The organism is Lactococcus sp. SK2-659, assembly GCF_020218185.2.
GTDB lineage: Bacteria > Bacillota > Bacilli > Lactobacillales > Streptococcaceae > Lactococcus > Lactococcus lactis.
The window spans coordinates 523,338-548,211 of sequence record NZ_JAIWQZ020000002.1; the positions used below are offsets into that span (position 1 = coordinate 523,338).

A 24,874-nucleotide genomic window follows, 5' to 3' on the forward strand; every position below is an offset into this window, starting at 1 on the left:
GTCAAAGATAATTGACACTAAGCAGCTTCAACTTTTCAGGCTTAAAATGCTAAAATTAACTTAGTCAAAATAATATTATTAGGAAAGCTCTCGTCTTTTTCGATTTAGTACTAAATCACATAAAGAACACCGACACCGCTCTTTATGCCGTAAAAATGTCGAATAAATGCTCTCCTGAGAAGGTTTGAAAAAAATGAAAAAAACAATGGACGGAAACATGGCGGCAGCACATATTGCTTACGCCTTTTCAGAAATTGCCGTAATTTATCCAATTACCCCAAGTTCACCAATGGCAGATTATACTGATGCGTGGTCAGTTGCTGGTCGTAAAAATATCTGGGGCTCAACAGTAAAAATTACAGAACTACAATCAGAAGCCGGTGCAGCAGGTGCCATGCACGGTGTTCTTAAAGCAGGAGGGCTTGCGACAACTTATACCGCTTCGCAAGGGCTCCTTTTAATGCTTCCAAATATGTATAAAATGGCTGGCGAACTTTTGCCAGCAGTTATTCATGTCGCAGCTCGTGCCGTAGCGGCTGGGGCGCTTAATATTTTTGGAGACCAGTCTGATGTGATGTCAGCCAGAACAACTGGGTTTGCCATGTTAGCAGAGTCATCTGTTCAAGAAGTGATGGACCTGTCAGCAGTTGCCCACTTAGCAACACTTGAAGGTTCAGTTCCTTTCTTGAATTTCTTTGACGGTTTTAGAACTTCTCATGAAATTCAAAAAATTGATGTTATTGATTATCAAGATTTATTACCAATGGTTAATCAAGAAAAATTAGCTGATTTTCGTGACCGTGCAATGAACCCTGATCATCCTACAGTTTCAGGGACAAATCAAAATGCAGATATCTATTTTCAACAAAGGGAAACAGTCAATTCTTACTATGAAGCTCTTCCTGAAATCGTTCAAAAGTACATGGGAAAAATCAATAAACTTCGTGGGACAGATTATGATTTAGTCAATTATTATGGCGCACCTGATGCGACAGAAGTCATTGTTTCTATGGGTTCTGTTGCTGGGACAATTGAGCAAACAGTTGATTATTTAAATGGACAAGGCCGAAAAGTTGGTTTTATCAATGTTCACTTATATCGTCCATTTCCATTGGAAAACTTTCTTGAAAAATTACCAAAGACAGTCAAATCAGTAGCGGTCTTAGACCGTACAAAAGAATCTGGTTCAAATGGAGAACCTCTTTTCCTTGACGTTCAATCAGCGCTTTTCAATTCTAATGTTAAACAAGTGATTGGTGGCCGCTATGGAATTGGTGGAAAAGATACTCGTCCAGAACACATCGTCAGTGTTTTTGATGAATTAGTCAAAGCACAACCAAAACGTATGTTTACAATCGGAATTAATGATGATGTTACAAACTTGTCTCTGACAAATTCAAGAGTCCTTGATTTAACACCAGCAGATACATTTCAAGCGAAATTCTGGGGCTTTGGTTCAGATGGAACAGTTGGCGCCAATAAAGCAGCAATCAAAATTATTGGTGACCATACTGATAAATATGTTCAAGCCGCTTTTGAATATGATTCAAAAAAATCAGGTGGATTAACCATTTCACATTTACGTTTTGGTGATTCGCCAATTACTTCTGAATATATGACAGCTACACTTGATTTTGTTGCTTGTCACAATATGACTTATGTACGTAAATATAACTTGACCAAAGGCTTGAAAGCTGGAGGCCTATTTCTATTAAACACAAGTTGGAATCTAGAACAACTTTCAAAAAATCTTCCGAATGAAATGAAGAAATTCATTGCCGAAAATCAAATTCGATTTTATACGATTGATGCCATGAAAATTGCTCATGAAACCGGAATGGAACGCAGAATTAATACGATTATGCAGGTCGCCTTTTTCAAATTGGCTCATGTTATGCCTTTTGATGAAGCCTATGAGATTCTGAAAAAAGATGCTCAAAAATATGCAAAGAAATTACCAACCATTGTTGAACAAAATTTGAATGCAATGGCACTTGCTTTGAACGGCTTGCATGAAGTAAAGATTCCAGAAAGCTGGGCTGAAACTCAAGAGGAAAAAACGAAAGTTCTTACGACAGAAAGTTCTCGTAAAAAATATGTTTTTGAAATTGTAAATAAAACCAATGCCTTTGAAGGTGATGAACTTTCGGTACAAACCTTAGTCGATAACAAAATGACTTTTGGAGATGAACCATTGGGAACAAGTGCTTCTGAAAAAAGGGGAATTGCCTTAGAAATTCCTGAATGGAATGCCCAAGCTTGTATTCAATGTAATGAATGTTCATTTGTTTGTCCTCATGCTGCCATCAGACCATTTTTAGTCGACGAAGACGAATGGAATCAAGCGCCAGAAGGTTTCCATGTTATGGATTATAAAGGAGCTGATGGCTTAAAATATCGGATTCAGGTCTCTGTTGAAGACTGTACAGGTTGTGGATTATGTGTTGAAGCCTGTCCTAAAAAGGGTGAAGCTTTAAAAATGATTCCTTATGAGGGACAAGAAAAAGAATCTGTCAATTGGGCTTTTGCGCAAACCCTTAAAACAAAAGAAAATCCAGCTCGTCCAGGTACAATTGCCGCTAGTCAATTTGAAAAACCACTTTTTGAATTTTCAGGAGCATGCTCAGGCTGTGGTGAAACACCATATATTAAATTATTGACACAAATGTTTGGTGACCGAATGATGATTTCCAATGCAACTGGCTGTTCAGCCATTTATGGTGGAACACAAGCAACACCATATACAACAAATGAGTTTGAACAAGGCCCTGCATGGTCAAACTCACTCTTTGAGGATAATGCGGAATACGGATATGGAATGTGGTTAGCTTCTCAAACCAGACGTCAAAAATTAGCAGCCCAAGTCCTTGAAGCCTTGCCAGAAATGTCAGATGATTTGCAAAAATTGGCGAAAGACTGGGTAGAACACTTAGAAGATTCAGAAGGAACACGAGCAAGAGCCGAAAAAATGAAGGGAATGCTTGCTTCTGAACACTTCAACTCAGCTAAGTTGGATGAAATATATAAACAAAAAGATCAATTTGTAAAACCAACCCAATGGATATTTGGTGGAGATGGTTGGGCCTATGATATTGGTTTTGGCGGTTTAGACCATATTGTAGCTTCAGGTGCTGATGTTAATATCTTAGTTATGGACAATGAAGTCTATGCCAATACTGGGGGACAAGTTTCTAAAGCAACTCCAGCTTCAGCAATTGCACAATTTGCTGCTGGTGGTAAATCTAATACGAAAAAAGATTTAGGAGCGATGCTAATGACCTACGGAGATGTTTATGTGGCTCAGATTGCTTCTGGAGCAAACATGATGCAAACAATCCGCGCCTTTGATGAAGCTGAAAAATTTAAAGGGCCATCAGTCATTATTGCTTATACTCCATGTATTTCACATGGTTTATATGGAGGAATACATTTAGCACTTGATGAAGCAAAAGAAGCCGTGAATTCTGGTTACTGGCAACTTTATCGCTATAATCCTCTTCTTGAAGATTTGGGTAAAAATCCGATGATTCTTGATTTCAAAAAACCTGATTTTAGTAAAGTTAGAGATTTCTTATTGACACAATCTCGTTTTGGTAACCTATTAAAAGTGGATGCTGAGCATGCAGAAAGTTTGTATGCTAAAGCTGCCAAAGATTCTCGTAAACGATTTATGCGTTATGCTAGAACATCAGGAGATTTAGATAAGTATTTAGAACGTGAAGTAAAAGCACTGGCGAAAAAGAATCCTGAATCAGAGGGGGCTATTGTAGCTACTTTGCCAAAAGAACGTAAGAAACGTCCAGTTGATCCTGAGCGTGAAGCAAGACGAGCTGCTCGTAAAGCAGAACGTGAGGCTAAAAAATAATATATTCATTACTAATGAAAAGTTACTGACAGAATTTTTGTCAGTAACTTTTTTTATTCTCGTCAGCTAAAAATTACAGTTTTGCTAATGTAAAAATTACAGATAGATTAAGGGAATAAGAACAAGATGATAAATTTTTATTTAGGAATAAAGCAGTTCACTTAAAATTTTGGTATAATTAGACTAACAATATAAAAGGAGGGGGACTTTTGACCGACTTCAATCAATTTTTTAACCTTGAGTTTTGGCAAAAGATTTTTGAATTGAATGAATCACCTCTGCGAATTGCTATTGCAATATTAGACATTGCAATTATCAGTTTTTTCCTTTATCAAGCGATTAGGTTTGTACAAGGAACAAAATTAATGACGCTTGTTCGTGGTGTGATTATTTTCATTTTTATCAGAATTATTGCCGGACTTATTGGACTTACAACAGTTGAGTGGTTACTCAACCAAGTTATTACCTATGGGGTTATCGCCGGAGTTATCATTTTTCAGCCTGAAATTAGGCGAGCGCTTGAAAGCTTAGGAAGAACAACCACATTATTTACACCAACGAGAAAAAGTAGCCCTGATGGGCATATTTCAGCTTACGAGAAATCTTTTGCTTACATGTCTGAGCGAAAAATTGGCGCTTTGATTGCGATTGAGCAAGGGCAAAATTTAAATGAATTTGTAAGTACAGGGATTCGTTTAGATGCGGATATTACTAGTGAATTACTTATTAATATTTTCATTCCAAATACACCTTTGCACGATGGCGCGGTCATTGTTCAGGGCAACAAAATCGCTGTAACTTCTGCCTATCTTCCTTTGACCGAAAAATCGGGGATTTCAAAACAATTTGGGACTAGACATCGTGCCGCAATTGGACTTTCTGAAGTCTCAGATGCTTTAATTTTAGTGGTTTCCGAAGAAACTGGTGGAATTTCAATTGCTCACAATGGAGAATTTTTCGCGGATATTTCCAAAGAAAAATTCCATGATATTCTAGTGGCCATTTTAGTTCCTAAAGTTGAAAAAAATGAAAAAGGAACAGGAAAGAATAGAAAAAATAAAGCAGGAGGAAAGAAAAATGGCAAATAAATTTTTTAATTCCAAAACATTTTATATCCTTGCCTCTGTTTTCTTTGCGGTTGTCCTTTTCTTTAATGCTAATGCAACATCCATCCGTAATCAGGGAACTAATCAGTCTGGAGAAGTTTACACAGCCACAATTAATAACGTTCCAGTAGAATTAAAATATAATTCTAATAAATATTTCGTTAGTGGTTATAACAGCACTGCGACGGTTCATCTTTCTGGATATAATCGCTTGTCTATCACTAATGAAGAAAATTCGGACACAAGAAATTTCTTTTTAAGTGTTGATTTGACCAAATTAAAAACAGGAAAATTTGATGTACCAATTCGGATTGAACAACTGCCTGGCGGAGTAACGGCAACGATTGAACCTAAAACAATGAATATCACTTTAGAAGACAAAGTGAAGAAAGAGTTTGAAGTAACACCAAAAGCTGATTCAACTCAATTGCCAGAAGGTTTTACAATTGATTCACTTTCAGTGAGTGATGAAAAGGTAAAAGTGACTGCCGGGGAAGAGAGCATCAAAAAAATTCAAGCAATTGAAGCTGCTTTACCAAATGATGTTAATTTAAATGAAAATTATTCAGGCACAGTCACTCTTCATGCCGTAGACAGCACAGGTAAAATTCTTCCAGCACAAATTGAACCTTCAACGACTCATTTAAAAGTTGTAGTAAATAAATTAACTAAAGATGTGCCGGTTAAAGTGACACAAAAAGGAACGCTTGATAAGACTTTATCATCTATTAAGACAAAAGTATCTGATAAAACAGTTACTCTTTCAGGAGAAAAAAGTGCTTTAGAAGCAATCAACGAGGTTGAAGCATCAGTGGATATCTCTGGAGTTGTAAAAGAAACAAAAGTAACTGTTCCTATACGTGCAACAGGAGTAAGTGCTGATCCACAAGAAGTTGAAGTAACATTAACACCTGTAAAAATAAGTGGATAAATTTTCAGAGTCAAATAAAAATAATAAAAATGGAGACAAGAAAAAATGGGTAAATATTTCGGAACAGACGGTGTTCGCGGAGAAGCAAATGTTGAATTAACGCCGGAGATGGCTTTTAAACTTGGACGTTTTGGTGGCTATGTCCTTAGTCAACATGAATTAGGTACACCAAAAGTTTATGTTGGTCGCGATACACGAATTTCTGGACAAATGCTTGCGAGCAGTTTGATTTCAGGACTTTTGTCTGTTGGGATTGAAGTTTATGATTTAGGAGTCATTGCAACACCAGGTGTAGCATATTTAGTTAAAAAAGATGGTGCCTCTGCTGGGGTCATGATTTCAGCCAGCCATAATCCAGCACTTGATAATGGAATTAAATTCTTTGGTGGTGATGGTTATAAATTAGAGGATGAAAAAGAACTTGAAATTGAAGCATTGATTGACGCTGAAGAAGACACATTGCCACGTCCATCTGCTCAAGGCTTAGGAATGCTGCATGACTATATCGAAGGTGTTCGTAAATATCAAGCTTTCTTAAAAACAACAGCAGAAGGTAATTTTGAAGGCTATAAGGTTGTTCTTGATACAGCTAATGGTGCAGCTTATACTTCTGCTCGTGCCGTTTTTGCTGATTTAGAAGCGAATTTGACAGTTATTGGTGAAAATCCTGATGGACTCAATATCAATGTGAAAGTAGGCTCAACTCATCCTGAAGCGATGGCTAAAAAAGTTGTCGAAACAGGAAGTGATCTCGGACTTGCCTTTGACGGTGATGCTGACCGCCTGATTGCCGTTGATGAAAATGGAGAAATTGTTGATGGCGATAAAATTATGTTTATCGTTGGGAAATATCTTCTTGGACAAGGAAAATTGGCTCAAGATACGCTAGTAACAACTGTGATGTCTAATCTTGGATTCCATTTAGCGCTTGAAGAAGCAGGAATTAATTCAGTGATTACAGCGGTTGGTGACCGTTATGTTGTTGAAGAAATGAAGAAAAATAATTACAACTTCGGTGGTGAACAATCGGGTCATATGATTTTCCTTGATTACAACACAACAGGAGATGGTCAACTTTCAGCCATTCAATTGTTGAAAGTAATGCGTGAAACTGGCAAATCTTTATCTGAATTAGCAAGTGAAGTTACGATTTATCCACAAAAATTAGTTAATGTTCGGGTAAAAGATAATGCAGCTAAAAAATCAGCAATGGATGTGCCAGCGATTCAAAAAGTAATTTCAGAAATGGAAACTTCAATGAATGGGAAAGGTCGTATTTTAGTTCGCCCTTCAGGAACTGAACCACTCTTGCGTGTCATGGCTGAAGCGCCAACTCATGAAGAGGTCAATCATGTTGTAGATACCATTGTTGAAGTTGTTGAAGCAGAAATTGGTGTAAAATAAAGAAAAAAGGCAAGAACTGATTTTGTTCTTGCTTTTTATTATCAAGTAAAAACTCTCCTTATTGGGAGAGTTTTTTATCTTTTTTGTCGTCTAGCGAATTCTGTGAAACGAAAGCGGTCGACTTGATGTCGAGATTCAGTATACTGAAAAAGAGTATTATCAGCAAGATAAACATGGGATTTGACAGACACGACATGATGGTCTTTGGGATTTAAGTCAAGATATTTAAAGTCATCTTCGCAGGCAAAATCAATCGTGACTTCCTTTTGAGCATAGGCAATGTCAAGCCCTAGAATATCTTCTAAGTAGTCATAGGTTGAAATTTTAGCATGTTCTGGAGTTAAACCTTCGGAATATTTTTCTAAAAATAAATCCCAATCTAAAATTGAAAATTTGCCATCTACTTTGCGCCTTCTGAGAATACTTATGGCGTGTTCCCCAACGGCAAAACCAGTTGTTTCTGACAGTTTAGGGTTAATTTCAAGTCTTTCAAAACGAATGACCTCAGTTTCACTATGGAAACCCATAGAGGTTTGTAGTTCTTTGTATGAAGTTAAGCCAGAGATAGGGAAAAGGAGCCTATCATGAGCGAGGACAATGCTACCATAGCCATGTCGTCTTTGAATAAGCCCTTTCTCTTCTAAAATTTTTAAAGCCTGTCTGACTGTTGAACGACTGCTCTCGTAACTAACAGAGAGCTCATTTTCACTCGGAAGAATATCGTTCGTTTTATAGATATCGTTAAAAATCTTTTTTTCTAAATCTTGCAAAATCACTTCATATTTCTTCATACTTTATATTTTATCACAAAAATAATTGTTACCGCTTGCTGAAAACGTTTTTATATGATACAATGATTTTGTTAACTTGTACGTACAACTTCAAAAGATAGGAGATTCTTATGTTTGGAATAGGAAAAAAGAAAGAATTAAAAGACGATAAAGGGCTATATAATCCAGTTTCTGGAGAAGTTATTGAACTTTCAAAAGTAAACGATCCGGTATTTTCAAAGAAAATAATGGGGGATGGTTTTGCAGTTGAGCCCAAAGAAAATAAAATTTTTGCTCCAGTTTCTGCAAAAGTAACTTTGGTTCAGGGACATGCAATTGGCTTTAAACGTGCTGATGGCTTAGATATTCTTTTACATCTAGGTATTGATACAGTAGCTCTTAAAGGGGCACCATTTAAAATTAAAGTTAAAGTGGATGATATTGTTAATGGTGGTGATGAGCTGGGAACTGTTGATTGGGGGCAAATTGAAGCTGCTGGTTTGGATAAGACAACAATGGTTATTTTTACAAATACTAAAGATGTCCTATCTGGCTTTGAAGTTAAATATGGTTCAGCCAATGCACGTGATGAATTAGGTCAGGCAAGTGTTAAGTAAGTAAAAATATCAACCAATAAATTTATAGCGCAAAGATGACGGGAACTTTGGATATAGATTTTGTGACTATTAAACTCGTCAATTATTATTTTATATTATGAAATGCTTCATAGATAATGAAGCTAAAGGAGAACTTATGGCAAATTATTCACAACTTGCGACTGATATTATCGCAAATGTAGGTGGCGCTGAAAATGTCACAAAAGTTATTCATTGTATTACTCGTCTTCGTTTCACTTTAAAGGACAAGGATAAAGCCGATACAGCGGCAATTGAAGCCTTACCTGGTGTGGCAGGCGCCGTTTATAATTCAAACTTGAATCAATATCAAGTGGTTATTGGACAAGCCGTTGAGGATGTTTATGATGAAGTTGTTGAACAACTTGGTGATTCGGTAGTTGATGATGACGCAACGGCACAAGCAGTCGCTGCAACAGCACCAGCTAATGGTAAAAAACAAAATCCGATTGTTCATGCTTTCCAAGTGGTCATTGGAACAATTACTGGGTCAATGATTCCTATTATTGGTTTACTTGCAGCTGGTGGGATGATTAATGGTTTACTTAGTATCTTTGTTAAGGGAAATCGCTTAATCGAAGTGATTGATCCTGCAAGTTCAACTTATGTCATTATTTCAACACTGGCAATGACGCCCTTTTACTTCTTACCTGTTTTGGTTGGCTTTTCAGCGGCAAAACAATTGGCACCTAAAGATACTGTTTTACAATTTATTGGTGCTGCAGTCGGCGGATTTATGATTAATCCAGGGATTACTAACTTGGTAAATGCGCATGTTGGAACGAATGCGGCAGGTAAAAATGTTGTTGTTGAAGCAGCTGCTCCTGTTGCAAATTTCCTTGGAGTAACTTTTAATACAAGTTATTTTGGAATTCCAGTTGCTTTGCCAAGCTATGCTTATACAATTTTCCCAATCATTGTAGCCGTGGCAATTGCTAAACCACTGAATGCTTGGTTGAAAAAAGTTTTACCACTTGCCTTGCGTCCAATTTTCCAACCAATGATTACTTTCTTTATTACCGCATCAATTGTTTTACTTTTGGTAGGTCCAGTTATTTCTACAATTTCTTCTGGATTGTCATTTGTGATTGATCATATCTTGTCATTGAATTTAGGAATTGCAAGTATTATCGTTGGTGGTTTGTATCAATGTTTGGTTATCTTTGGATTGCACTGGTTGGTTGTTCCACTTATTTCACAAGAATTGGCGGCTACTGGAGCAAGTTCACTCAATATGATTGTTTCTTTCACAATGCTCGCTCAAGGGGTTGGTGCCTTGACTGTCTTCTTTAAATCTAAAAAAGCAGACCTTAAAGGACTTTCTGCTCCAGCAGCAATTTCAGCCTTTTGTGGGGTAACTGAACCGGCAATGTATGGGATTAATTTGAAATATGTGCGTGTCTTTATCATGTCTTCAATTGGTGCCGCGATTGGTGCAGGTGTTGCTGGATTTGGCGGATTACAAATGTTTGGGTTCTCAGGTTCTTTGATTGGTTTCCCTAACTTTATTTCTAATCCTTTGACACATCACGCTCCTGCGGGTAACTTGATGCTTTTCTGGATCGCGACTGCGGTATGTGCGGTTGCAACTTTCCTATTGGTTTGGTTCTTTGGTTATAAAGATACAGATGTAATGGGAGAAGGCGTTGAACAAAAAAATGCATTTAAAGATGCAGTTAAATAATTAATAAACTCAGTTGGAGGCAGTGCTGATAAATTCTGCTTCCTTTAGTTTTATATGAGGGGGAAAAATGACTGAAAAAGATTGGATAATCCAATATGATAAAAAAGAAGTAGGGAAACGTTCTTATGGTCAAGAATCTTTAATGTCATTGGGAAATGGTTATTTAGGGCTTCGAGGTGCGCCTTTATGGTCAACTTGTTCTGACAATCATTATCCTGGCTTGTACGTAGCTGGTGTCTTCAACCGGACGAGTACAGAAGTCGCAGGACATGATGTCATTAATGAAGATATGGTAAATTGGCCAAATCCTCAATTAATAAAAGTATATATTGATGGTGAATTGGTTGATTTTGAAGCGTCAGTTGAAAAGCAAGCTACAATTGATTTTAAAAATGCTTTGCAAATTGAACGTTATCAGGTGAAATTGGCCAAAGGAAATTTGACTTTAGTAACAACAAAGTTTGTAGATCCGATTAATTTTCATGATTTTGGTTTTGTTGGTGAAATTATTGCTGACTTCTCTTGTAAATTAAGAATTGAAACTTTTACTGATGGCTCAGTTTTAAATCAAAATGTTGAACGTTATCGGGCTTTTGATAGTAAAGAATTTGAAGTAACAAAAATTTCCAAAGGACTTTTGGTTGCTAAAACAAGAACAAGTGAAATTGAACTTGCAATTGCTTCTAAATCATTTTTGAATGGATTGGCTTTCCAAAAAATAGATTCTGAGAATGATGAGATTTTAGCAGAAGCAATTGAAATTGATTTGCAAAAAAATCAAGAAGTTCAGTTTGATAAAACGATTGTCATTGCAAGTTCTTATGAAAGTAAAAATCCTGTTGAGTTTGTACTGACAGAGCTGTCAGCAACTTCTGTCAGTAAAATTCAAGAAAATAATGCGAATTATTGGGAAAAAGTTTGGTCAGATGCCGATATTGTTATCGAATCAGATCATGAAGATTTACAAAGAATGGTCAGGATGAACATTTTCCATATTCGTCAAGCGGCACAGCATGGTGCTAATCAGTTTTTAGATGCATCAGTAGGTTCACGTGGCTTGACTGGTGAAGGCTATCGGGGCCATATCTTTTGGGATGAAATTTTTGTTCTTCCTTACTATGCGGCTAATGAGCCAGAAACGGCGCGTGATTTGCTCTTGTACCGAATCAATCGATTGACCGCAGCGCAGGAAAATGCGAAGGTTGATGGAGAAAAAGGAGCTATGTTTCCGTGGCAGTCCGGCTTAATTGGTGATGAACAATCGCAATTTGTTCATTTGAATACAGTAAATAATGAATGGGAACCAGATAATAGCCGGCGTCAAAGACATGTTAGTTTAGCCATTGTATATAATTTATGGATTTACTCACAACTGACAGAAGATGAAAGTATTTTGTCTGACGGTGGTTTAGATTTAATCATTGAAACGACAAAGTTTTGGTTAAATAAAGCCGAATTAGGAGATGACGGCCGTTATCATATTGATGGGGTCATGGGACCTGATGAATATCATGAGGCCTATCCTGGGCAAGAAGGGGGAATCTGTGATAATGCCTATACTAATTTAATGCTCACTTGGCAATTAAATTGGCTGACAGAATTATCAGAAAAAGGATTTGAAATTCCTAAGGAACTACTTGAAAAAGCTCAAAAAGTTCGGAAAAAACTGTATCTAGATATTGATGAAAATGGTGTGATTGCGCAATATGCTAAATATTTTGAGCTTAAGGAAGTGGACTTTGCAGCTTATGAAGCAAAATATGGGGATATTCATCGCATTGACCGTTTGATGAAGGCCGAAGGCATTTCGCCTGACGAATATCAAGTGGCTAAACAGGCTGATACGCTGATGTTAATCTACAATTTGGGTCAGGAGCATGTGACTAAGTTGGTCAAACAATTGGCTTATGAGTTGCCCGAAAATTGGTTGAAAGTCAACCGTGATTATTATCTTGCTAGGACTGTTCACGGTTCAACGACTTCACGTCCGGTTTTTGCTGGGATTGATGTGAAATTAGGGGATTTTGATGAAGCGTTGGATTTCTTGATTACAGCAATTGGCAGTGATTATTATGATATTCAAGGGGGAACAACGGCTGAAGGGGTTCATATTGGGGTCATGGGCGAAACGCTTGAGGTGATTCAAAATGAATTTGCTGGTCTGAGTCTGCGAGATGGCCAATTTGCAATTGCTCCTCATTTACCAAAAAGCTGGACAAAATTGAAATTTAATCAAATTTTTAGAGGAACTAAAGTTGAAATTTTGATTGAAAATGGACAATTATTACTGACAGCGTCGGCGGATTTACTGACCAAAGTTTATGATGATGAGGTTCAATTAAAAGCCGGAGTGCAGACTAAATTTGATTTAAAATAAATGGTTTTACTCTTAATAAAGTTTTGATACAAGGATTTACAATTATTTTTTAATAAAAAAATTACTGACAGAATTTCTGTCAGTAATTTTGGAAAGTCATTGCTTAAAAATATATTTTTAAAATGACAAGAAAGAAGGTAAAAAGATGTTTAAAGCAGTATTGTTTGATTTAGATGGTGTAATTACAGATACCGCAGAGTATCATTTTAGAGCTTGGAAAGCTTTGGCTGAAGAAATTGGCATTAATGGTGTTGACCGCCAATTTAATGAGCAATTAAAAGGGGTCTCACGAGAAGACTCGCTTCAGAAAATTCTAGATTTAGCTGATAAAAAAGTATCAGCTGAGGAATTTAAAGAACTTGCTAAGAGAAAAAATGATAACTATGTGAAAATGATTCAGGATGTGTCGCCAGCCGATGTCTATCCTGGAATTTTACAATTACTCAAAGATTTACGTTCAAATAAAATAAAAATTGCTTTAGCGTCGGCTTCTAAGAATGGTCCATTTTTATTAGAGAGAATGAATTTAACTGGATATTTTGATGCAATTGCTGATCCGGCTGAGGTTGCGGCATCAAAACCAGCACCAGATATTTTTATTGCAGCAGCACATGCAGTGGGTGTTGCACCCTCTGAATCAATTGGGTTAGAGGATTCTCAAGCTGGAATTCAAGCCATCAAAGATTCAGGGGCTTTACCAATTGGTGTAGGGCGCCCAGAAGATTTGGGAGATGATATCGTCATTGTGCCTGATACTTCACATTATACTTTAGAATTTTTGAAAGAAGTTTGGCTTCAAAAGCAAAAATGATTCGTAATTAATAAATCACATAAAACGAATAAAAAATACCACTTTTGAGTGGTATTTTTAATTTTTGATTTGTCTTTCCAACCAATCAGAAGCCCAAGAAACCCAGCGATGTACTGACGGAAGACAATAGGCATCAGAAGGAGCGGTTGTCCGATTAGCCAAAGAGACACCATGAGGTCCAGATTCAAAAAAGTGAGCTTCAAAAGGAACTTGATGTTTTGAGAGTCGATCACAATATTTAAGGCTGTTATAGATAGGAACACCTTCATCATCAGCCGTATGCCAGATAAAGGTTGGAGGAGTTGAGGAAGTGACTTTTTCCGAAATATTATATTCTGAGATATTTTCAATTTCAAAATTAAAATGTGACAAATCACTAGGCCAACCAAAAGTGAAGGAAGTCACTGGATAGCAGAGAATAACTCCTTTTGGTCGATGGATTTGTTCAGAATTACCATACCAAGCGGCCAGATGACCTCCGGCAGAGCAACCAAGTAAGAAAACTTGCTCAGGATTGATTTGCCATTCTTTATGATTTTGATGAATCAGAGAAAAAACAGCTTGAACTTCTTCAAGATTTTGTGATAAAAAGTTATAGTTTGTTCCTTTGTTCATCACGGTGTAATTAAGGAGAAGCACTTGATAACCTTGGGCGAGAAAAGCTAAGGCAAGAGGGTCAGATTCTCTTTGTGAAATATGTTGATAACCACCACCAGGGCAGATAATAATAGCAGGAAAAGTATAATTTTCGTTTTGACGAGGATTTTGGAGCTGATAAAAATCAACCCATGCAGTATCATTTAAAGAAAACGTTGATTTATTCATAAGCTTATTGTACCAAAAAATATTTGAAAGAAATATCAAAGTACCTCGTTGTTTATTTATTACATTAATAAATTTTAAGTTCGTTTAAGAAAACTATCATAGAATTTGATTATGAAGAAAATTATTTATAGTATAGGTCTGATATCCTTGCTTAATTTTGGAACGATTGCTTATGGAGAAACGGCAACCGGGACTTCAGCAAGTTCAGGAGATGCAACAGCTCAAAGCTCAACAGGGACTTCAAGTACCTCAAATTCAGCAAGTTCAGCTAGCAGTAGTTCGCAAAATACAAGTTCCTCTGAAGGAACGAATTCGACAAGTCAAAATCAAACACAAACAAGTACAACTGCTCAAAATCAGACAGATAATGTTGGGCAAAATCAAACGCCTCCGGTAGTAGAAAATCGAGATAGTTCAACAGATAAAAATTCTGGCAGTCAAAAAGAAACTAAAAATTCAACCACAATTATTAATGAAACCGTCAACAATAATGCAAAAGGGAACAATATTCTTTTGATGACATTGACCAGTTTGTCAGCATCAGTCACAATCATTGGGGGAATTATTGCCTTTGTGCGTCATCTGCGTGGTCGTGGCAAGAAGAAAAATCCTGTCAGTAAGGCACAAGTTTCTAAAAATGGGAAAACTCCTTCAAATTCAATGACAGCTGAGCCATCAGTAAGTTCTAAAAAAGCACCAAATGAAGAAAAAGTACTGACAGAAACTCAGCAAATTAATATGCAGGCGGATGAATTGCTCAAAAATCATAAAAAACAACAAAAAGAATATCGTCGCAGAAGAAGATAAAAAGCCATTTAAGGTTTTTTATTTTGCCCGAATTTTTGAAAAACTGTCAGTAAAATTTACTGACAGCTTTTATTTTAAAGACTGTGATAATGAAGGAGATAAACTTTTTCAAGTGGCAATACTGGAATTTTCTAAGGTTTGACTATTTTTAGATTCATCAGTTGCAAACGTTAGATAGTGTCTTAGGGGATGTGTTATAATAAAATCATGAAATTTAACGAAGAAGAAATGTTACAATTTGCACAAAAATTGGGAAGAAAATTAGAGGCTCAAGATGTTATTGTTTTAACTGGCGAGCTTGGGGCTGGAAAAACAACTTTTACCAAAGGCTTGGCTTTGGGCTTAGATATTCATCAAATGGTTAAAAGTCCAACTTATACAATTGTCAGAAGTCTGGAAGGACGTTTGCCGCTCCATCATATGGATGTTTATCGCATTGGTGATGACCCGGATAGTTTTGATTTAGATGATTATTTATTCGGAGATGGGGTTTCGGTCATTGAATGGGGCGAAATGTTAGGTGATGATTTGCCAGAAAATTATCTGGAAGTCATTTTTGATAAGTATTCTAAAGATTTGGTCAACGATCAAGAGCGTGAAATTATTTTGAAACCACATGGAAAAAGATATGAGGAGCTCGTTAATAACTTATGACTACAGAGCTAATTGTTAGAGAAGCAAATGGCGCCGACAGTTCTAGAGTCATTGAATTTCTCAATAAGGTTGGAACAGAAAGTAATTTTTTGACCATTGATGAAGTAGGAATTTTAATCTCTGAAGCAGAAATGACGGACTTTTTAAATCAACAAGCTGAAAAAGATAATAATGCTTATTTTCTTGCATTCGTTGGTGAAGAAATTGCTGGTATTTTGCATTTGACGGCGGATTATCATTATCGAGTACGTCATATTGCGGAACTTTTTATCGCTGTGTCAGAAGATTATCAAGGCTATGGCATTGGGACGATTCTACTAGAAGATGCACTTGAGTGGGTAGAAGAAGTTGGAACAATCAAACGTTTGGAATTAACTGTCCAAGCACGTAATAAAAAGGCACGTCATCTTTATGAAAAGTTTGATTTTGAATTAGAAAATGTCAAAAAATGGGGCGCTCGAGATGAAAATGGTCAATTAATTGATGTTTGCGAATATGTTTTATTTTTTGACTAATAGTTGACCCTTTTGTCAGTAAAATTAAATATAATTAAAGAAAAATTAAAATCTAATTTTTCTTTTTTTGTTGTGAAAAATCAGAATTTTGATATAATGCTAATATGAAGCTTTGGATAAAAACACTTCTCATGCTTGGAAGTATTATTTTAGTAACGGCAATTGCTGCAGGCGGATATACATTAACCGTTCTGAACAGTACAACAAAAGCCTTTAAAATGACTTACACTAATGCTGGGAATAAAAAGACAGAACAAGTCATTCAGGCAACTAAACCTCTAACAATCCTACTTATGGGGGTTGACACAGGAGGCGAAGGGCGTGGAACTTCCGATTCATGGAATGGGAATTCTGACTCACAAATTCTGATGACGCTTAATCCTAAAACGCACACGACAACAATGGTTTCAATTGAACGTGATACGATGACTAACATTTTAGATGCTGACGGAAACATTGTTTCTAAGCAAAAAATGAATGCAGCATATCCCTTAGGTTATAACTCAGGGTCATCTTCTGACGGTTTAAAAAATGCCGTAAGTTATGCCATGAAAACTATTAGTGCTCAGACTGGTATTAATATTGACAGTTTTGCAACAGTCAATTTTGATGGACTAGTTAATATGGTTGATAATGTTGGTGGGATTGATATTAACAATACCACAGGCCAAACTCTCTATATTTCAGATACAGAGCCGCAATATACTGCGAAAGTTCCACCTGGAAAACAACATATTAATGGTGACCAAGCCTTAGTTTATACCCGTGACCGACATCATTTACCAAATGGTGACTATGGTCGGGCAGCTCACCAACGTGAAGTCATTGCAGCACTCATGAAGAAAATTTTAGCCTTAGATAATATCACACGCTATGAACAATTTTTGAATGAAGCCTCAAAAGATTTTAGAACTAATATCCCAATTAATGCCTCAACAATTACTTCATTACTAGGTTATAAAGATTGCTTTAACAAAGTAGTTTCTATTCAATATGAAGGCGTTGGTCAAATGGTTGATGGTGCTTCTTATCAATTTATGCCAACAGATATTTATCTCGCGATGCAAAATATCATGAAGAAATCGCTTGATGAATCAACAGTGACCACTTTGCCAAGCAGTTTGATTACTTATGAATCAGTTTTTGGTTCAGGAACAGCACCTTTTTATTATCTTCCGTCAGCTACTGTAACTGAAAAAGGGAAATCAACGGTGACTTATGGTGTTGATACGCAAGGAAATCTTGTTTCTTTGAATTCTAAAAATTCAGGGAATTATGTTTCGACAAGTGGTGGCTCAGTTCAATCAGATTCAAGTTCGGGCTCCTCTAGCTCAGCAAGTGATTCCACGGCAACATCGAGTTCTGATTCTACTTATCAACAAGATAATACTTACAATGATGGCTATAATAATAGTAATGACAGTACAACATCTAGCTATGGAACAGATGATACAAACACAGGGAACTATGGCTACGGTACAAGTCAATAATTGAAAAAAATAAGAGAATATGATAAACTTGTTTCTGTCAGTAATTTTAGCTTAAAAATTTACTGACAGAAACAATTTGGTCCGATAGCTCAGCTGGATAGAGCATTCGCCTTCTAAGCGAACGGTCGAGGGTTCGAATCCCCCTCGGATCATGGTGCCAAACCTCGCCCCACCTTCGTAGTGGGGCATTTTTTTATATTTTTTTACGAAAAGCAATTTAAAAGATACATATTAAAAAGGATAAACCATTATAAAAAAAGAAAATAAAGTCCTAATAAAAATTGTGCTATAATAGAAAAATGACAAGATACAAAGCCACAATAGCCTATGATGGCACAGATTTTGCAGGTTTTCAAAGCCAAACAAATCAAAGAACCGTTCAAGAAGAAATTGAAAAAGTACTGACGAAGTTAAATTCTTTTGAGCCAGTTATTTTACAAGGATCAGGCCGAACAGATTCTGGAGTTCATGCTTTTGGTCAAGTCATTCATTTTGATTTAAAGGGTAAAGTTCGTGATTTGGAACGTCTGCGATTTGGTTTAGACACTCAAACCCCAGCAGATATTGCAGTAAAAAAAGTGGAACTTGTCCCAGATGATTGGCATGCAAGATATCAAAAGCATGAAAAAACCTATGAGTATTATCTAGAAAATTCAATTACACGGAGTCCATTTCAAAGACATTCTAAAGCCTATTTTCGCTATCCACTTAATTTTGAGCGGATGCAAGAAGCAATGTCAAAGTTGGTTGGAGAACATGATTTTACAGGTTTTACAGCATCGGGTTCATCAGTTGATGACAAAGTAAGAACGATTTATCAGGCAGAAATTATCCGTCTTGACGAAGAAAATTTCAAATTTATTTTTCGTGGCAATGGCTTTTTGTATAAACAAGTGCGAAACATGGTTGGAACAGTCATTAAAATTGGTAATGACCGAATGCCTGTCAGCCAAATAGATAAAATATTGACCTCTAAAAATAGAGATTTTGCAGGACCAACAGCAGCACCTGAAGGTTTATATTTGAAAGAAGTCAAATATGCGGAAAATACTGACATCTAAAAGCTACTGTCAGTAAAATTAATGGAGAGAAGATGCCAAAGAATTTAAATGAAAGCAAAAAAATTCTAACAATTGCAGGTTCAGATATCCTATCCGGAGGCGGGATGCAAGCTGATTTAGCGACTTTTGCAGCCAATGGACTTTATGGCTTTTGTGCCTTAACAAGCATTGTAACTGTCAAAGAAGATAAATTTTTTGTTCATCCAGTAGAAAAAGAACTCTTTCAAGAAGAGTTGGAAAGTTTAAGCGATGTGGACTTTTCAGCCATAAAAATAGGTCTATTACCCAATAAAGAAATACTTGAACTGACCAAAAACTGGCTGACAGCTCTGTCAGTGAAATCTGATACTCCAATTATATTAGACCCAGTCATTGTTTTTAAAGAAAATGCTGACTATTCGGTCAATGAAATGCGTGACCTTTTCATCAGCCAACTCTTTCCTTTGGCGACTGTAATCACCCCGAATCTCAAAGAAGCAGAAATACTGACAGGGCTGTCAGTAAAAAGTAAATCAGAGATGAAAGAAGCAGCCAAACTTTTGCATGATTTTGGAGCAAAAAATGTCGTCATCAAAGGAGGAAATCGCTTTGACCAAAAACAAGCCATTGACCTTGCTTATGATGGAAAAGCTTTTTATGAATTATCAAGCCCGATTATAGAAAATAATAACAACGGAGCAGGTTGTACCTTTGCCTCATCAATTGCGGCCAATATGGCTTATAATCACCCCTTTAAAGATTCAGTCAAGAATGCAAAAGACTTCGTTTATCAAGCCATTCAAAATGCAAATGAATATGGTGTTTTTCAAAATAAAAAATAAATTTCCAAAAGTAAACCAAACTTCTAGGAAAAGTAGGAGATGAAACTCATGGACAACAGAAATATCAAAAAATTAACTTTACTTGCGATTTGGACAGCAGTCACTTTTGTTCTAGGTCGCCTATTTACTTTCCCTATTCCAGGTTCAGCCGGTAATATATTAACCCTTTTGGATGTCGGAATTTATACAGCAGTCTTTCTGTTTGGTAAACGAGAGGCGGCAATAATTGGGGGCTTTGCAGCCTTTCTACTTGATTTGACTGCAGGCTACAGTAACTACATGTTTTTCAGCTTAATTATTCATGGTGGGCAAGGCTATCTCGCAGGATTAACAAGATACAAATGGCTTAACTTTTTGGTCAGTCTTGTCTTTATGGTTGGAGGATATTTTATTGTTGGTGGATTAATGTATGGCTGGGGTTCAGCCATTGCGGGACTTTGGGTAAATATTATTCAAGTTGTGGTTGGCTTTGCTTTAGCAAAAGTCTTAAGCCCGCTCATTGAAAGGACAGGTATTTTAAATGGATTTAGAAAAGCTTAAAAAAGACACACAAGTCATTATCGATGATGTCATCAAACAAACAGAAATTAAAGCTGGTCAAGTCTTTGTTCTTGGTTTATCTTCATCAGAAGTAAATGGTGGTTTAATTGGCCATGCCAGTTCTAGTGAAATCGGTCAGGTCATTGTTTCTGTCATACACAAGACCTTGTCAGACAAAGGAATTTATCTGGCGGTCCAAGCATGTGAACATCTTAATCGTGCCTTACTCATTGAAGAGGAATTAGCCGAAAAAAAAGACTGGGAAATTGTTTCTGTGATTCCGCAACTCCACGCTGGTGGAAGTGGTCAAGTTGCCGCCTACCAACTCTTTAAATCTCCAGTTGAGGTAGAACATATTGTTGCCCAAGCCGGTTTAGATATTGGTGATACAAGTATTGGAATGCACGTAAAACACGTCCAAATTCCCGTCCGTCCAATTTTAAGAGAACTTGGTGGCGCTCATGTAACAGCTCTTAAATCACGTCCTAAACTCATTGGTGGAGAACGTGCGAGGTACAAATAAATGAAAGAGATGTTAATCATGACCCCAGGTCCGACTGAGGTGGCTGAAAATGTTCGATTAGCAAGAGCAAAGGCAACAACGAATCCAGATATTGATTTAGACTTTTATGACTTTTACAAAAAAACTTGTAGTAAACTTGCCCAATTTTTAAAAACTAAAAACGATGTCAGAGTCTTAGCTGGTGAGGGAATTTTAGGATTAGAAGCGGCTTGTGCTTCGTTAACCGAAAAAGGTGACCGCGTACTTGTGCTTGATAATGGTATTTTTGGTCATGGCTTTAGTGATTTCATTAAGCTTTACGGAGGTGAAGCAATTCTACTGGAAAGTGCAGAAAAGGAAGCATTTTCCCTAGGAATTCTAGAAAAATTTTTAGAAAAAGACCATGACTTTAAATATGCAACAGTTGTTCATTGTGATACACCCTCAGGCGTCTTAAATGACCTCTCAAGGATTTGTCCGCTATTAAAAAAATATGGCATTCTAACCGTTGTTGATTCGGTTGCGGCGATGGGTGGTGAAGAGTTGCAAGTCGATGAGTGGCAAATTGATATCGCTCTTGGTGGCTCTCAAAAAGTGATTTCAGCTCCACCAGGCTTAACAATTGCATCGATTTCAACAGAAGCTTATCAAGCGATGACAGAGAGAAAAAGTCCTATCGCAAGTTTTTATTGTAATCTCCTTACTTTTAAAGATTATTATGAAAAAAAGTGGTTTCCATATACCATGCCAATTTCTGATATCTATGGATTAGACCAAGCGATAGATAATCTTCTTGCCGACCAAGAAATTTTGAAACGTCATGCGATGATTGGTCATGCGACAAGACAAGCCATTGAAAATTCTCCTTTGGAACTTTATTTGCGAAATGGCTATTCAAACACCGTTTCTGTTATTAAAGTGCCAGAAGGTCTGAATGATCAAGAAATCTTAAGGAAAATGCGAGAGAACTATCGAGTGATGATCACAGGATCATTTGATCATTTGGCAGGTAAAGTTTTAAGAATCGGGCACATGGGAGAGAATGCGAGACCAAATAAAGTGGCTTACAGTCTATATGCGCTTCAAAAAGTATTAGAAGATTTTGGTATTGCATTTAAAAATAATTTACAAGAAGATTTTTTAGAAGCTCTTAATTGAAAAAGAAGTGAAGCTTTTAGATTCTAATACAAATAAAAAGAAAAAATCTGATATTACAATGGTTCATGAAAAATTAAAAAACAGACTTTTGACAAAAAAGGAAAAATCAGATATAATTATTTTCGGGCACTGGTTTTTTATTATAAAAAATCAGTAACGGTAGGCTCCCCTCTGGGGAGCTGTTTTTGTTTTTCCCAGTTATTTCTGTTTTGTAAAAAGATTAGAGGAGATTTAGATGTCAACTAAGTATATTTTCGTCACTGGTGGTGGTACTTCGTCAATGGGTAAAGGGATCGTAGCGGCATCGCTCGGTCGTTTGCTTAAAAATCGTGGGCTTAAAGTCACTGTCCAAAAATTTGACCCATACCTTAACATCGACCCAGGGACAATGAGCCCTTATCAACATGGTGAAGTCTTTGTTACTGATGATGGTGCTGAAACTGACCTTGACCTTGGTCACTATGAACGTTTCATTGACATCAATTTAAATAAATATTCAAATGTTACTTCCGGTAAAGTTTACAGTGAGATTCTTCGTAAAGAACGTAAGGGAGAATATCTCGGAGCAACTGTCCAAATGGTACCGCATGTGACTAACATGTTGAAAGAAAAAATTAAACGTGCAGCAACAACAACTGATGCAGATATCATTATCACAGAAGTTGGTGGAACAGTTGGCGATATGGAAAGCTTGCCATTTATTGAAGCTTTACGCCAAATGAAAGCCGAAGTTGGTGCTGATAACGTTATGTACATTCACACTGTTCCAATTCTTCACTTGCGTGCTGCTGGAGAATTGAAAACTAAAATCGCCCAAAATGCGACTAAGACACTTCGTGAATATGGTATCCAAGCTAACATGCTCGTATTACGTAGTGAAGTTCCAATCACGACAGAAATGCGTGATAAAATTGCGATGTTCTGTGACGTAGCACCAGAAGCAGTCATTCAATCGCTTGATGTTGAACACTTATACCAAATTCCATTGAACCTTCAAGCACAAAATATGGACCAAATCGTTTGTGACCATTTAAAACTTGATGCACCAAAAGCAGATATGACAGAATGGTCAGCAATGGTTGACCATGTCATGAACCTCAAGAAAAAAGTAAAAATTGCTTTGGTTGGTAAATACGTAGAATTACCAGATGCTTATATTTCAGTGACTGAAGCGCTTAAACATGCAGGTTATTCATCTGATGCCGAAGTTGATATTAACTGGGTTAATGCTAATGATGTAACTGATGAAAATGTTGCTGATCTTGTTGGTGATGCTGCAGGGATTATTGTTCCTGGAGGATTTGGTCATCGTGGCACAGAAGGTAAGATTGCAGCCATTAAATATGCGCGTGAAAATGACGTTCCAATGCTTGGAATCTGTCTTGGAATGCAATTGACAGCAGTTGAATTCGCTCGTAATGTTCTTGGACTTGAAGGTGCTCATTCATTTGAATTAGACCCTGAAACAAAATATCCAGTCATTGACATTATGCGTGACCAAGTTGATGTTGAAGACATGGGTGGAACACTACGTCTTGGACTTTACCCAGCTAAATTGAAAAATGGCTCACGCGCTAAAGCAGCCTACAATGATGCTGAAGTGGTTCAACGTCGCCACCGTCACCGTTATGAATTCAATAACAAATTCCGCGAAGACTTTGAAAAAGCTGGTTTCGTATTCTCAGGCGTTTCACCAGATAACCGTTTGGTTGAAATCGTTGAACTTTCTGATAAAAAATTCTTTGTGGCATGTCAATATCACCCAGAATTGCAATCACGTCCAAACCGTCCAGAAGAACTCTACACAGAATTCATTCGTGTGGCAGTTGAAAATAGTAAATAATATATGCTAAAAAACCTCCGAGATTAGGAGGTTTTTTATTTGCTTTAAATAATCAGAATATTTAAAATATATCTTGTTTTCCTATACTTTTTGTATTATAATAGATTCAATTTAAATCTGAAGAAAAAAGGGGTGAAAAGATGCGTAAAGTAGGTCTAATTGGTTGTGGTCATGTTGGAGCAACGGTGGCTCTTAATATTGTTCAAGGAGGTCTTGTAGATGAATTGGTCATTATAGACAAAAAAAGAGAAAAAGCTGAAGCAGAGGTTCTAGACCTGCTAGATGCCCTTTCTCTTTTACCGTTCTATGTCAAAATTTATGTTGGAGAATATGCTGATTTAGTAAATGCCGATATCATTTTATCGACCTTAGGCCATATTGAACTAATCAAACCTGGCGGAGACCGTTTTACAGAATTAAAAGCAAATATTCCAGAAATTAAAGAAGTTTCTGAGCAATTAAATAGGATTAATTTCAAAGGAATTCTGATTGCAACAACTAATCCAAATGATGTGATTGTCAATCTCTATTCTCAATTACTGAACCTCCCTCAAAGTCATATTATTGGAACGGGAACATATTTAGATACTGCAAGAATGAAAGCACAAGTAAGTAAAGCATTAAAGATTGATGGGCGGGCTATTGAAGGATATGTACTCGGAGAACATGGGAATTCACAATTTACCGCTTGGTCAACGGTCAGGGTTGGGGGACAATCTTTTTTAGAGATTGCTAAAGAAAAAAATCTAGATTTAGAAGACCTAGAAGAAAAAGCGCGTCAAGGAGGCTTTGCTGTCTTTAATACGAAAGGTTATACTAATGTTGCCATAGCTGCAGCAACAGTATCTCTGATGAATATGGTGCTTGCTGATGCTAAGAGTATTGCTATCTGTTCGCATTATGATGAAAAGTTTAAATCCTATATTTCTACCCCTGCTTTGATTGGTAAAGAGGGAGTAGAGGCCCTTGTAAAACTTCCCTTAACTTTTGAAGAAGAAGTAAAGCTCAAACAATCAGTCTGTGAAATTCAGGAAAAAATAGATTATTTTAGCTAAAAAAAGAGCCTGTTCATTTG

At 36.8% G+C, this 24,874-nt stretch carries 21 protein-coding genes and 1 tRNA gene; 20 read left to right on the forward strand and 2 right to left on the reverse strand.

Annotated elements, in window-relative coordinates:
- The first annotated feature begins 193 nt into the window (after positions 1-193).
- The 4 genes from nifJ (at position 194) to glmM (ending at position 7,306) form a co-directional block, all read left to right on the forward strand.
- Positions 194-3,865, forward strand: a complete 3,672-nt coding sequence (nifJ, locus tag LDP15_RS09720; RefSeq protein WP_225513539.1) for a pyruvate:ferredoxin (flavodoxin) oxidoreductase — start codon at positions 194-196, stop codon at positions 3,863-3,865.
- A 209-nt stretch (positions 3,866-4,074) separates the two neighbouring features.
- Positions 4,075-4,953, forward strand: a complete 879-nt coding sequence (gene cdaA / locus LDP15_RS09725; protein ID WP_003131542.1) for a diadenylate cyclase CdaA — start codon at positions 4,075-4,077, stop codon at positions 4,951-4,953.
- On the forward strand, positions 4,943-5,902 hold the full coding sequence (locus LDP15_RS09730) for a YbbR-like domain-containing protein (RefSeq protein WP_015425863.1): 960 nt from the start codon (positions 4,943-4,945) through the stop codon (positions 5,900-5,902). Before cdaA ends, LDP15_RS09730 begins: the two co-directional genes overlap by 11 nt.
- A gap of 45 nt (positions 5,903-5,947) precedes the next feature.
- Positions 5,948-7,306 (forward strand): phosphoglucosamine mutase, encoded by a 1,359-nt coding sequence (glmM, locus tag LDP15_RS09735; protein WP_003131539.1) that lies wholly within the window; start codon positions 5,948-5,950, stop codon positions 7,304-7,306.
- Between the two features lie 74 nt (positions 7,307-7,380).
- Here the strand turns inward: glmM and treR are convergent, their stop codons facing one another.
- Positions 7,381-8,097 carry a trehalose operon repressor gene (gene treR / locus LDP15_RS09740; RefSeq protein ID WP_015425864.1) on the reverse strand — a complete coding sequence of 239 codons (717 nt, stop codon included), beginning with the start codon at positions 8,095-8,097 and terminating at the stop codon, positions 7,381-7,383.
- 110 nt (positions 8,098-8,207) lie between these two features.
- Between treR and LDP15_RS09745 the strand changes: the two genes are divergently transcribed.
- The 4 genes from LDP15_RS09745 to pgmB all read left to right on the forward strand — a co-directional run bounded on the left by LDP15_RS09745 (position 8,208) and on the right by pgmB (position 13,583).
- The gene (locus tag LDP15_RS09745; protein WP_015425865.1) at positions 8,208-8,693 is read left to right on the forward strand and encodes a PTS glucose transporter subunit IIA; all 486 of its coding nucleotides are present in this window, start codon (positions 8,208-8,210) and stop codon (positions 8,691-8,693) included.
- A 136-nt stretch (positions 8,694-8,829) separates the two neighbouring features.
- Positions 8,830-10,395, forward strand: coding sequence for a PTS transporter subunit EIIC (locus LDP15_RS09750; RefSeq protein ID WP_017864142.1), 1,566 nt, complete (start codon positions 8,830-8,832; stop codon positions 10,393-10,395).
- Between the two features lie 67 nt (positions 10,396-10,462).
- The gene (locus tag LDP15_RS09755; RefSeq protein ID WP_015425867.1) at positions 10,463-12,772 is read left to right on the forward strand and encodes a glycoside hydrolase family 65 protein; all 2,310 of its coding nucleotides are present in this window, start codon (positions 10,463-10,465) and stop codon (positions 12,770-12,772) included.
- 145 nt (positions 12,773-12,917) lie between these two features.
- Positions 12,918-13,583, forward strand: coding sequence for a beta-phosphoglucomutase (pgmB, locus tag LDP15_RS09760; protein ID WP_012897250.1), 666 nt, complete (start codon positions 12,918-12,920; stop codon positions 13,581-13,583).
- A gap of 57 nt (positions 13,584-13,640) precedes the next feature.
- Here the strand turns inward: pgmB and LDP15_RS09765 are convergent, their stop codons facing one another.
- Positions 13,641-14,408, reverse strand: coding sequence for an alpha/beta hydrolase (locus LDP15_RS09765; protein ID WP_003131528.1), 768 nt, complete (start codon positions 14,406-14,408; stop codon positions 13,641-13,643).
- 111 nt (positions 14,409-14,519) lie between these two features.
- Here LDP15_RS09765 and LDP15_RS09770 point away from each other — a divergent pair, with 111 nt between their 5' ends.
- The 12 genes from LDP15_RS09770 (at position 14,520) to LDP15_RS09825 (ending at position 24,854) form a co-directional block, all read left to right on the forward strand.
- Entirely contained in the window at positions 14,520-15,215 is a 696-nt protein-coding gene (locus tag LDP15_RS09770) for a hypothetical protein (protein ID WP_015425868.1), read from the forward strand.
- Between the two features lie 207 nt (positions 15,216-15,422).
- The gene (gene tsaE / locus LDP15_RS09775; RefSeq protein WP_017864146.1) at positions 15,423-15,869 is read left to right on the forward strand and encodes a tRNA (adenosine(37)-N6)-threonylcarbamoyltransferase complex ATPase subunit type 1 TsaE; all 447 of its coding nucleotides are present in this window, start codon (positions 15,423-15,425) and stop codon (positions 15,867-15,869) included.
- Positions 15,866-16,384, forward strand: a complete 519-nt coding sequence (locus tag LDP15_RS09780; RefSeq protein ID WP_015425870.1) for a GNAT family N-acetyltransferase — start codon at positions 15,866-15,868, stop codon at positions 16,382-16,384. The genes tsaE and LDP15_RS09780 overlap by 4 nt, the downstream gene beginning before the upstream one ends.
- A gap of 104 nt (positions 16,385-16,488) precedes the next feature.
- Entirely contained in the window at positions 16,489-17,874 is a 1,386-nt protein-coding gene (locus LDP15_RS09785) for an LCP family protein (protein WP_015425871.1), read from the forward strand.
- Positions 17,875-17,952: 78 nt separating this feature from the next.
- A tRNA-Arg gene (locus LDP15_RS09790) sits at positions 17,953-18,026 on the forward strand.
- Positions 18,027-18,173: 147 nt separating this feature from the next.
- Positions 18,174-18,935 (forward strand): tRNA pseudouridine(38-40) synthase TruA, encoded by a 762-nt coding sequence (gene truA, locus LDP15_RS09795; protein ID WP_015425872.1) that lies wholly within the window; start codon positions 18,174-18,176, stop codon positions 18,933-18,935.
- A gap of 32 nt (positions 18,936-18,967) precedes the next feature.
- The gene (locus LDP15_RS09800) at positions 18,968-19,756 is read left to right on the forward strand and encodes a bifunctional hydroxymethylpyrimidine kinase/phosphomethylpyrimidine kinase (RefSeq protein ID WP_015425873.1); all 789 of its coding nucleotides are present in this window, start codon (positions 18,968-18,970) and stop codon (positions 19,754-19,756) included.
- 39 nt (positions 19,757-19,795) lie between these two features.
- A complete protein-coding gene (locus LDP15_RS09805; RefSeq protein ID WP_015425874.1) occupies positions 19,796-20,296 on the forward strand; it encodes an ECF transporter S component in 501 nt (166 codons plus the stop codon).
- The gene (locus tag LDP15_RS09810; protein ID WP_015425875.1) at positions 20,277-20,819 is read left to right on the forward strand and encodes a TIGR01440 family protein; all 543 of its coding nucleotides are present in this window, start codon (positions 20,277-20,279) and stop codon (positions 20,817-20,819) included. Before LDP15_RS09805 ends, LDP15_RS09810 begins: the two co-directional genes overlap by 20 nt.
- Positions 20,820-21,956: an alanine--glyoxylate aminotransferase family protein gene (locus tag LDP15_RS09815; protein ID WP_015425876.1), complete on the forward strand. Its 1,137-nt coding sequence runs from the start codon at positions 20,820-20,822 to the stop codon at positions 21,954-21,956.
- 235 nt (positions 21,957-22,191) lie between these two features.
- The gene (locus LDP15_RS09820) at positions 22,192-23,799 is read left to right on the forward strand and encodes a CTP synthase (protein ID WP_015425877.1); all 1,608 of its coding nucleotides are present in this window, start codon (positions 22,192-22,194) and stop codon (positions 23,797-23,799) included.
- A gap of 140 nt (positions 23,800-23,939) precedes the next feature.
- Entirely contained in the window at positions 23,940-24,854 is a 915-nt protein-coding gene (locus tag LDP15_RS09825; RefSeq protein WP_015425878.1) for a lactate dehydrogenase, read from the forward strand.
- Positions 24,855-24,874 lie beyond the last annotated feature (20 nt).

Bases quoted from the DNA above. Each gene is read 5' to 3' on its own strand.
- LDP15_RS09750 (WP_017864142.1), top strand. From the start codon at position 8,830: ATGGCAAATTATTCACAACTTGCGACTGATATTATCGCAAATGTAGGT.
- LDP15_RS09730 (WP_015425863.1), top strand. From the start codon at position 4,943: ATGGCAAATAAATTTTTTAATTCCAAAACATTTTATATCCTTGCCTCT.
- truA (WP_015425872.1), top strand. From the start codon at position 18,174: ATGACAAGATACAAAGCCACAATAGCCTATGATGGCACAGATTTTGCA.
- glmM (WP_003131539.1), top strand. From the start codon at position 5,948: ATGGGTAAATATTTCGGAACAGACGGTGTTCGCGGAGAAGCAAATGTT.
- LDP15_RS09820 (WP_015425877.1), top strand. From the start codon at position 22,192: ATGTCAACTAAGTATATTTTCGTCACTGGTGGTGGTACTTCGTCAATG.
- pgmB (WP_012897250.1), top strand. From the start codon at position 12,918: ATGTTTAAAGCAGTATTGTTTGATTTAGATGGTGTAATTACAGATACC.
- LDP15_RS09780 (WP_015425870.1), top strand. From the start codon at position 15,866: ATGACTACAGAGCTAATTGTTAGAGAAGCAAATGGCGCCGACAGTTCT.
- LDP15_RS09745 (WP_015425865.1), top strand. From the start codon at position 8,208: ATGTTTGGAATAGGAAAAAAGAAAGAATTAAAAGACGATAAAGGGCTA.
- LDP15_RS09765 (WP_003131528.1), bottom strand. From the start codon at position 14,408: ATGAATAAATCAACGTTTTCTTTAAATGATACTGCATGGGTTGATTTT.
- tsaE (WP_017864146.1), top strand. From the start codon at position 15,423: ATGAAATTTAACGAAGAAGAAATGTTACAATTTGCACAAAAATTGGGA.
- LDP15_RS09815 (WP_015425876.1), top strand. From the start codon at position 20,820: ATGAAAGAGATGTTAATCATGACCCCAGGTCCGACTGAGGTGGCTGAA.
- LDP15_RS09755 (WP_015425867.1), top strand. From the start codon at position 10,463: ATGACTGAAAAAGATTGGATAATCCAATATGATAAAAAAGAAGTAGGG.
- LDP15_RS09770 (WP_015425868.1), top strand. From the start codon at position 14,520: ATGAAGAAAATTATTTATAGTATAGGTCTGATATCCTTGCTTAATTTT.
- LDP15_RS09805 (WP_015425874.1), top strand. From the start codon at position 19,796: ATGAAACTCATGGACAACAGAAATATCAAAAAATTAACTTTACTTGCG.
- nifJ (WP_225513539.1), top strand. From the start codon at position 194: ATGAAAAAAACAATGGACGGAAACATGGCGGCAGCACATATTGCTTAC.
- LDP15_RS09810 (WP_015425875.1), top strand. From the start codon at position 20,277: ATGGATTTAGAAAAGCTTAAAAAAGACACACAAGTCATTATCGATGAT.
- LDP15_RS09800 (WP_015425873.1), top strand. From the start codon at position 18,968: ATGCCAAAGAATTTAAATGAAAGCAAAAAAATTCTAACAATTGCAGGT.
- LDP15_RS09785 (WP_015425871.1), top strand. From the start codon at position 16,489: ATGAAGCTTTGGATAAAAACACTTCTCATGCTTGGAAGTATTATTTTA.
- LDP15_RS09825 (WP_015425878.1), top strand. From the start codon at position 23,940: ATGCGTAAAGTAGGTCTAATTGGTTGTGGTCATGTTGGAGCAACGGTG.
- treR (WP_015425864.1), bottom strand. From the start codon at position 8,097: ATGAAGAAATATGAAGTGATTTTGCAAGATTTAGAAAAAAAGATTTTT.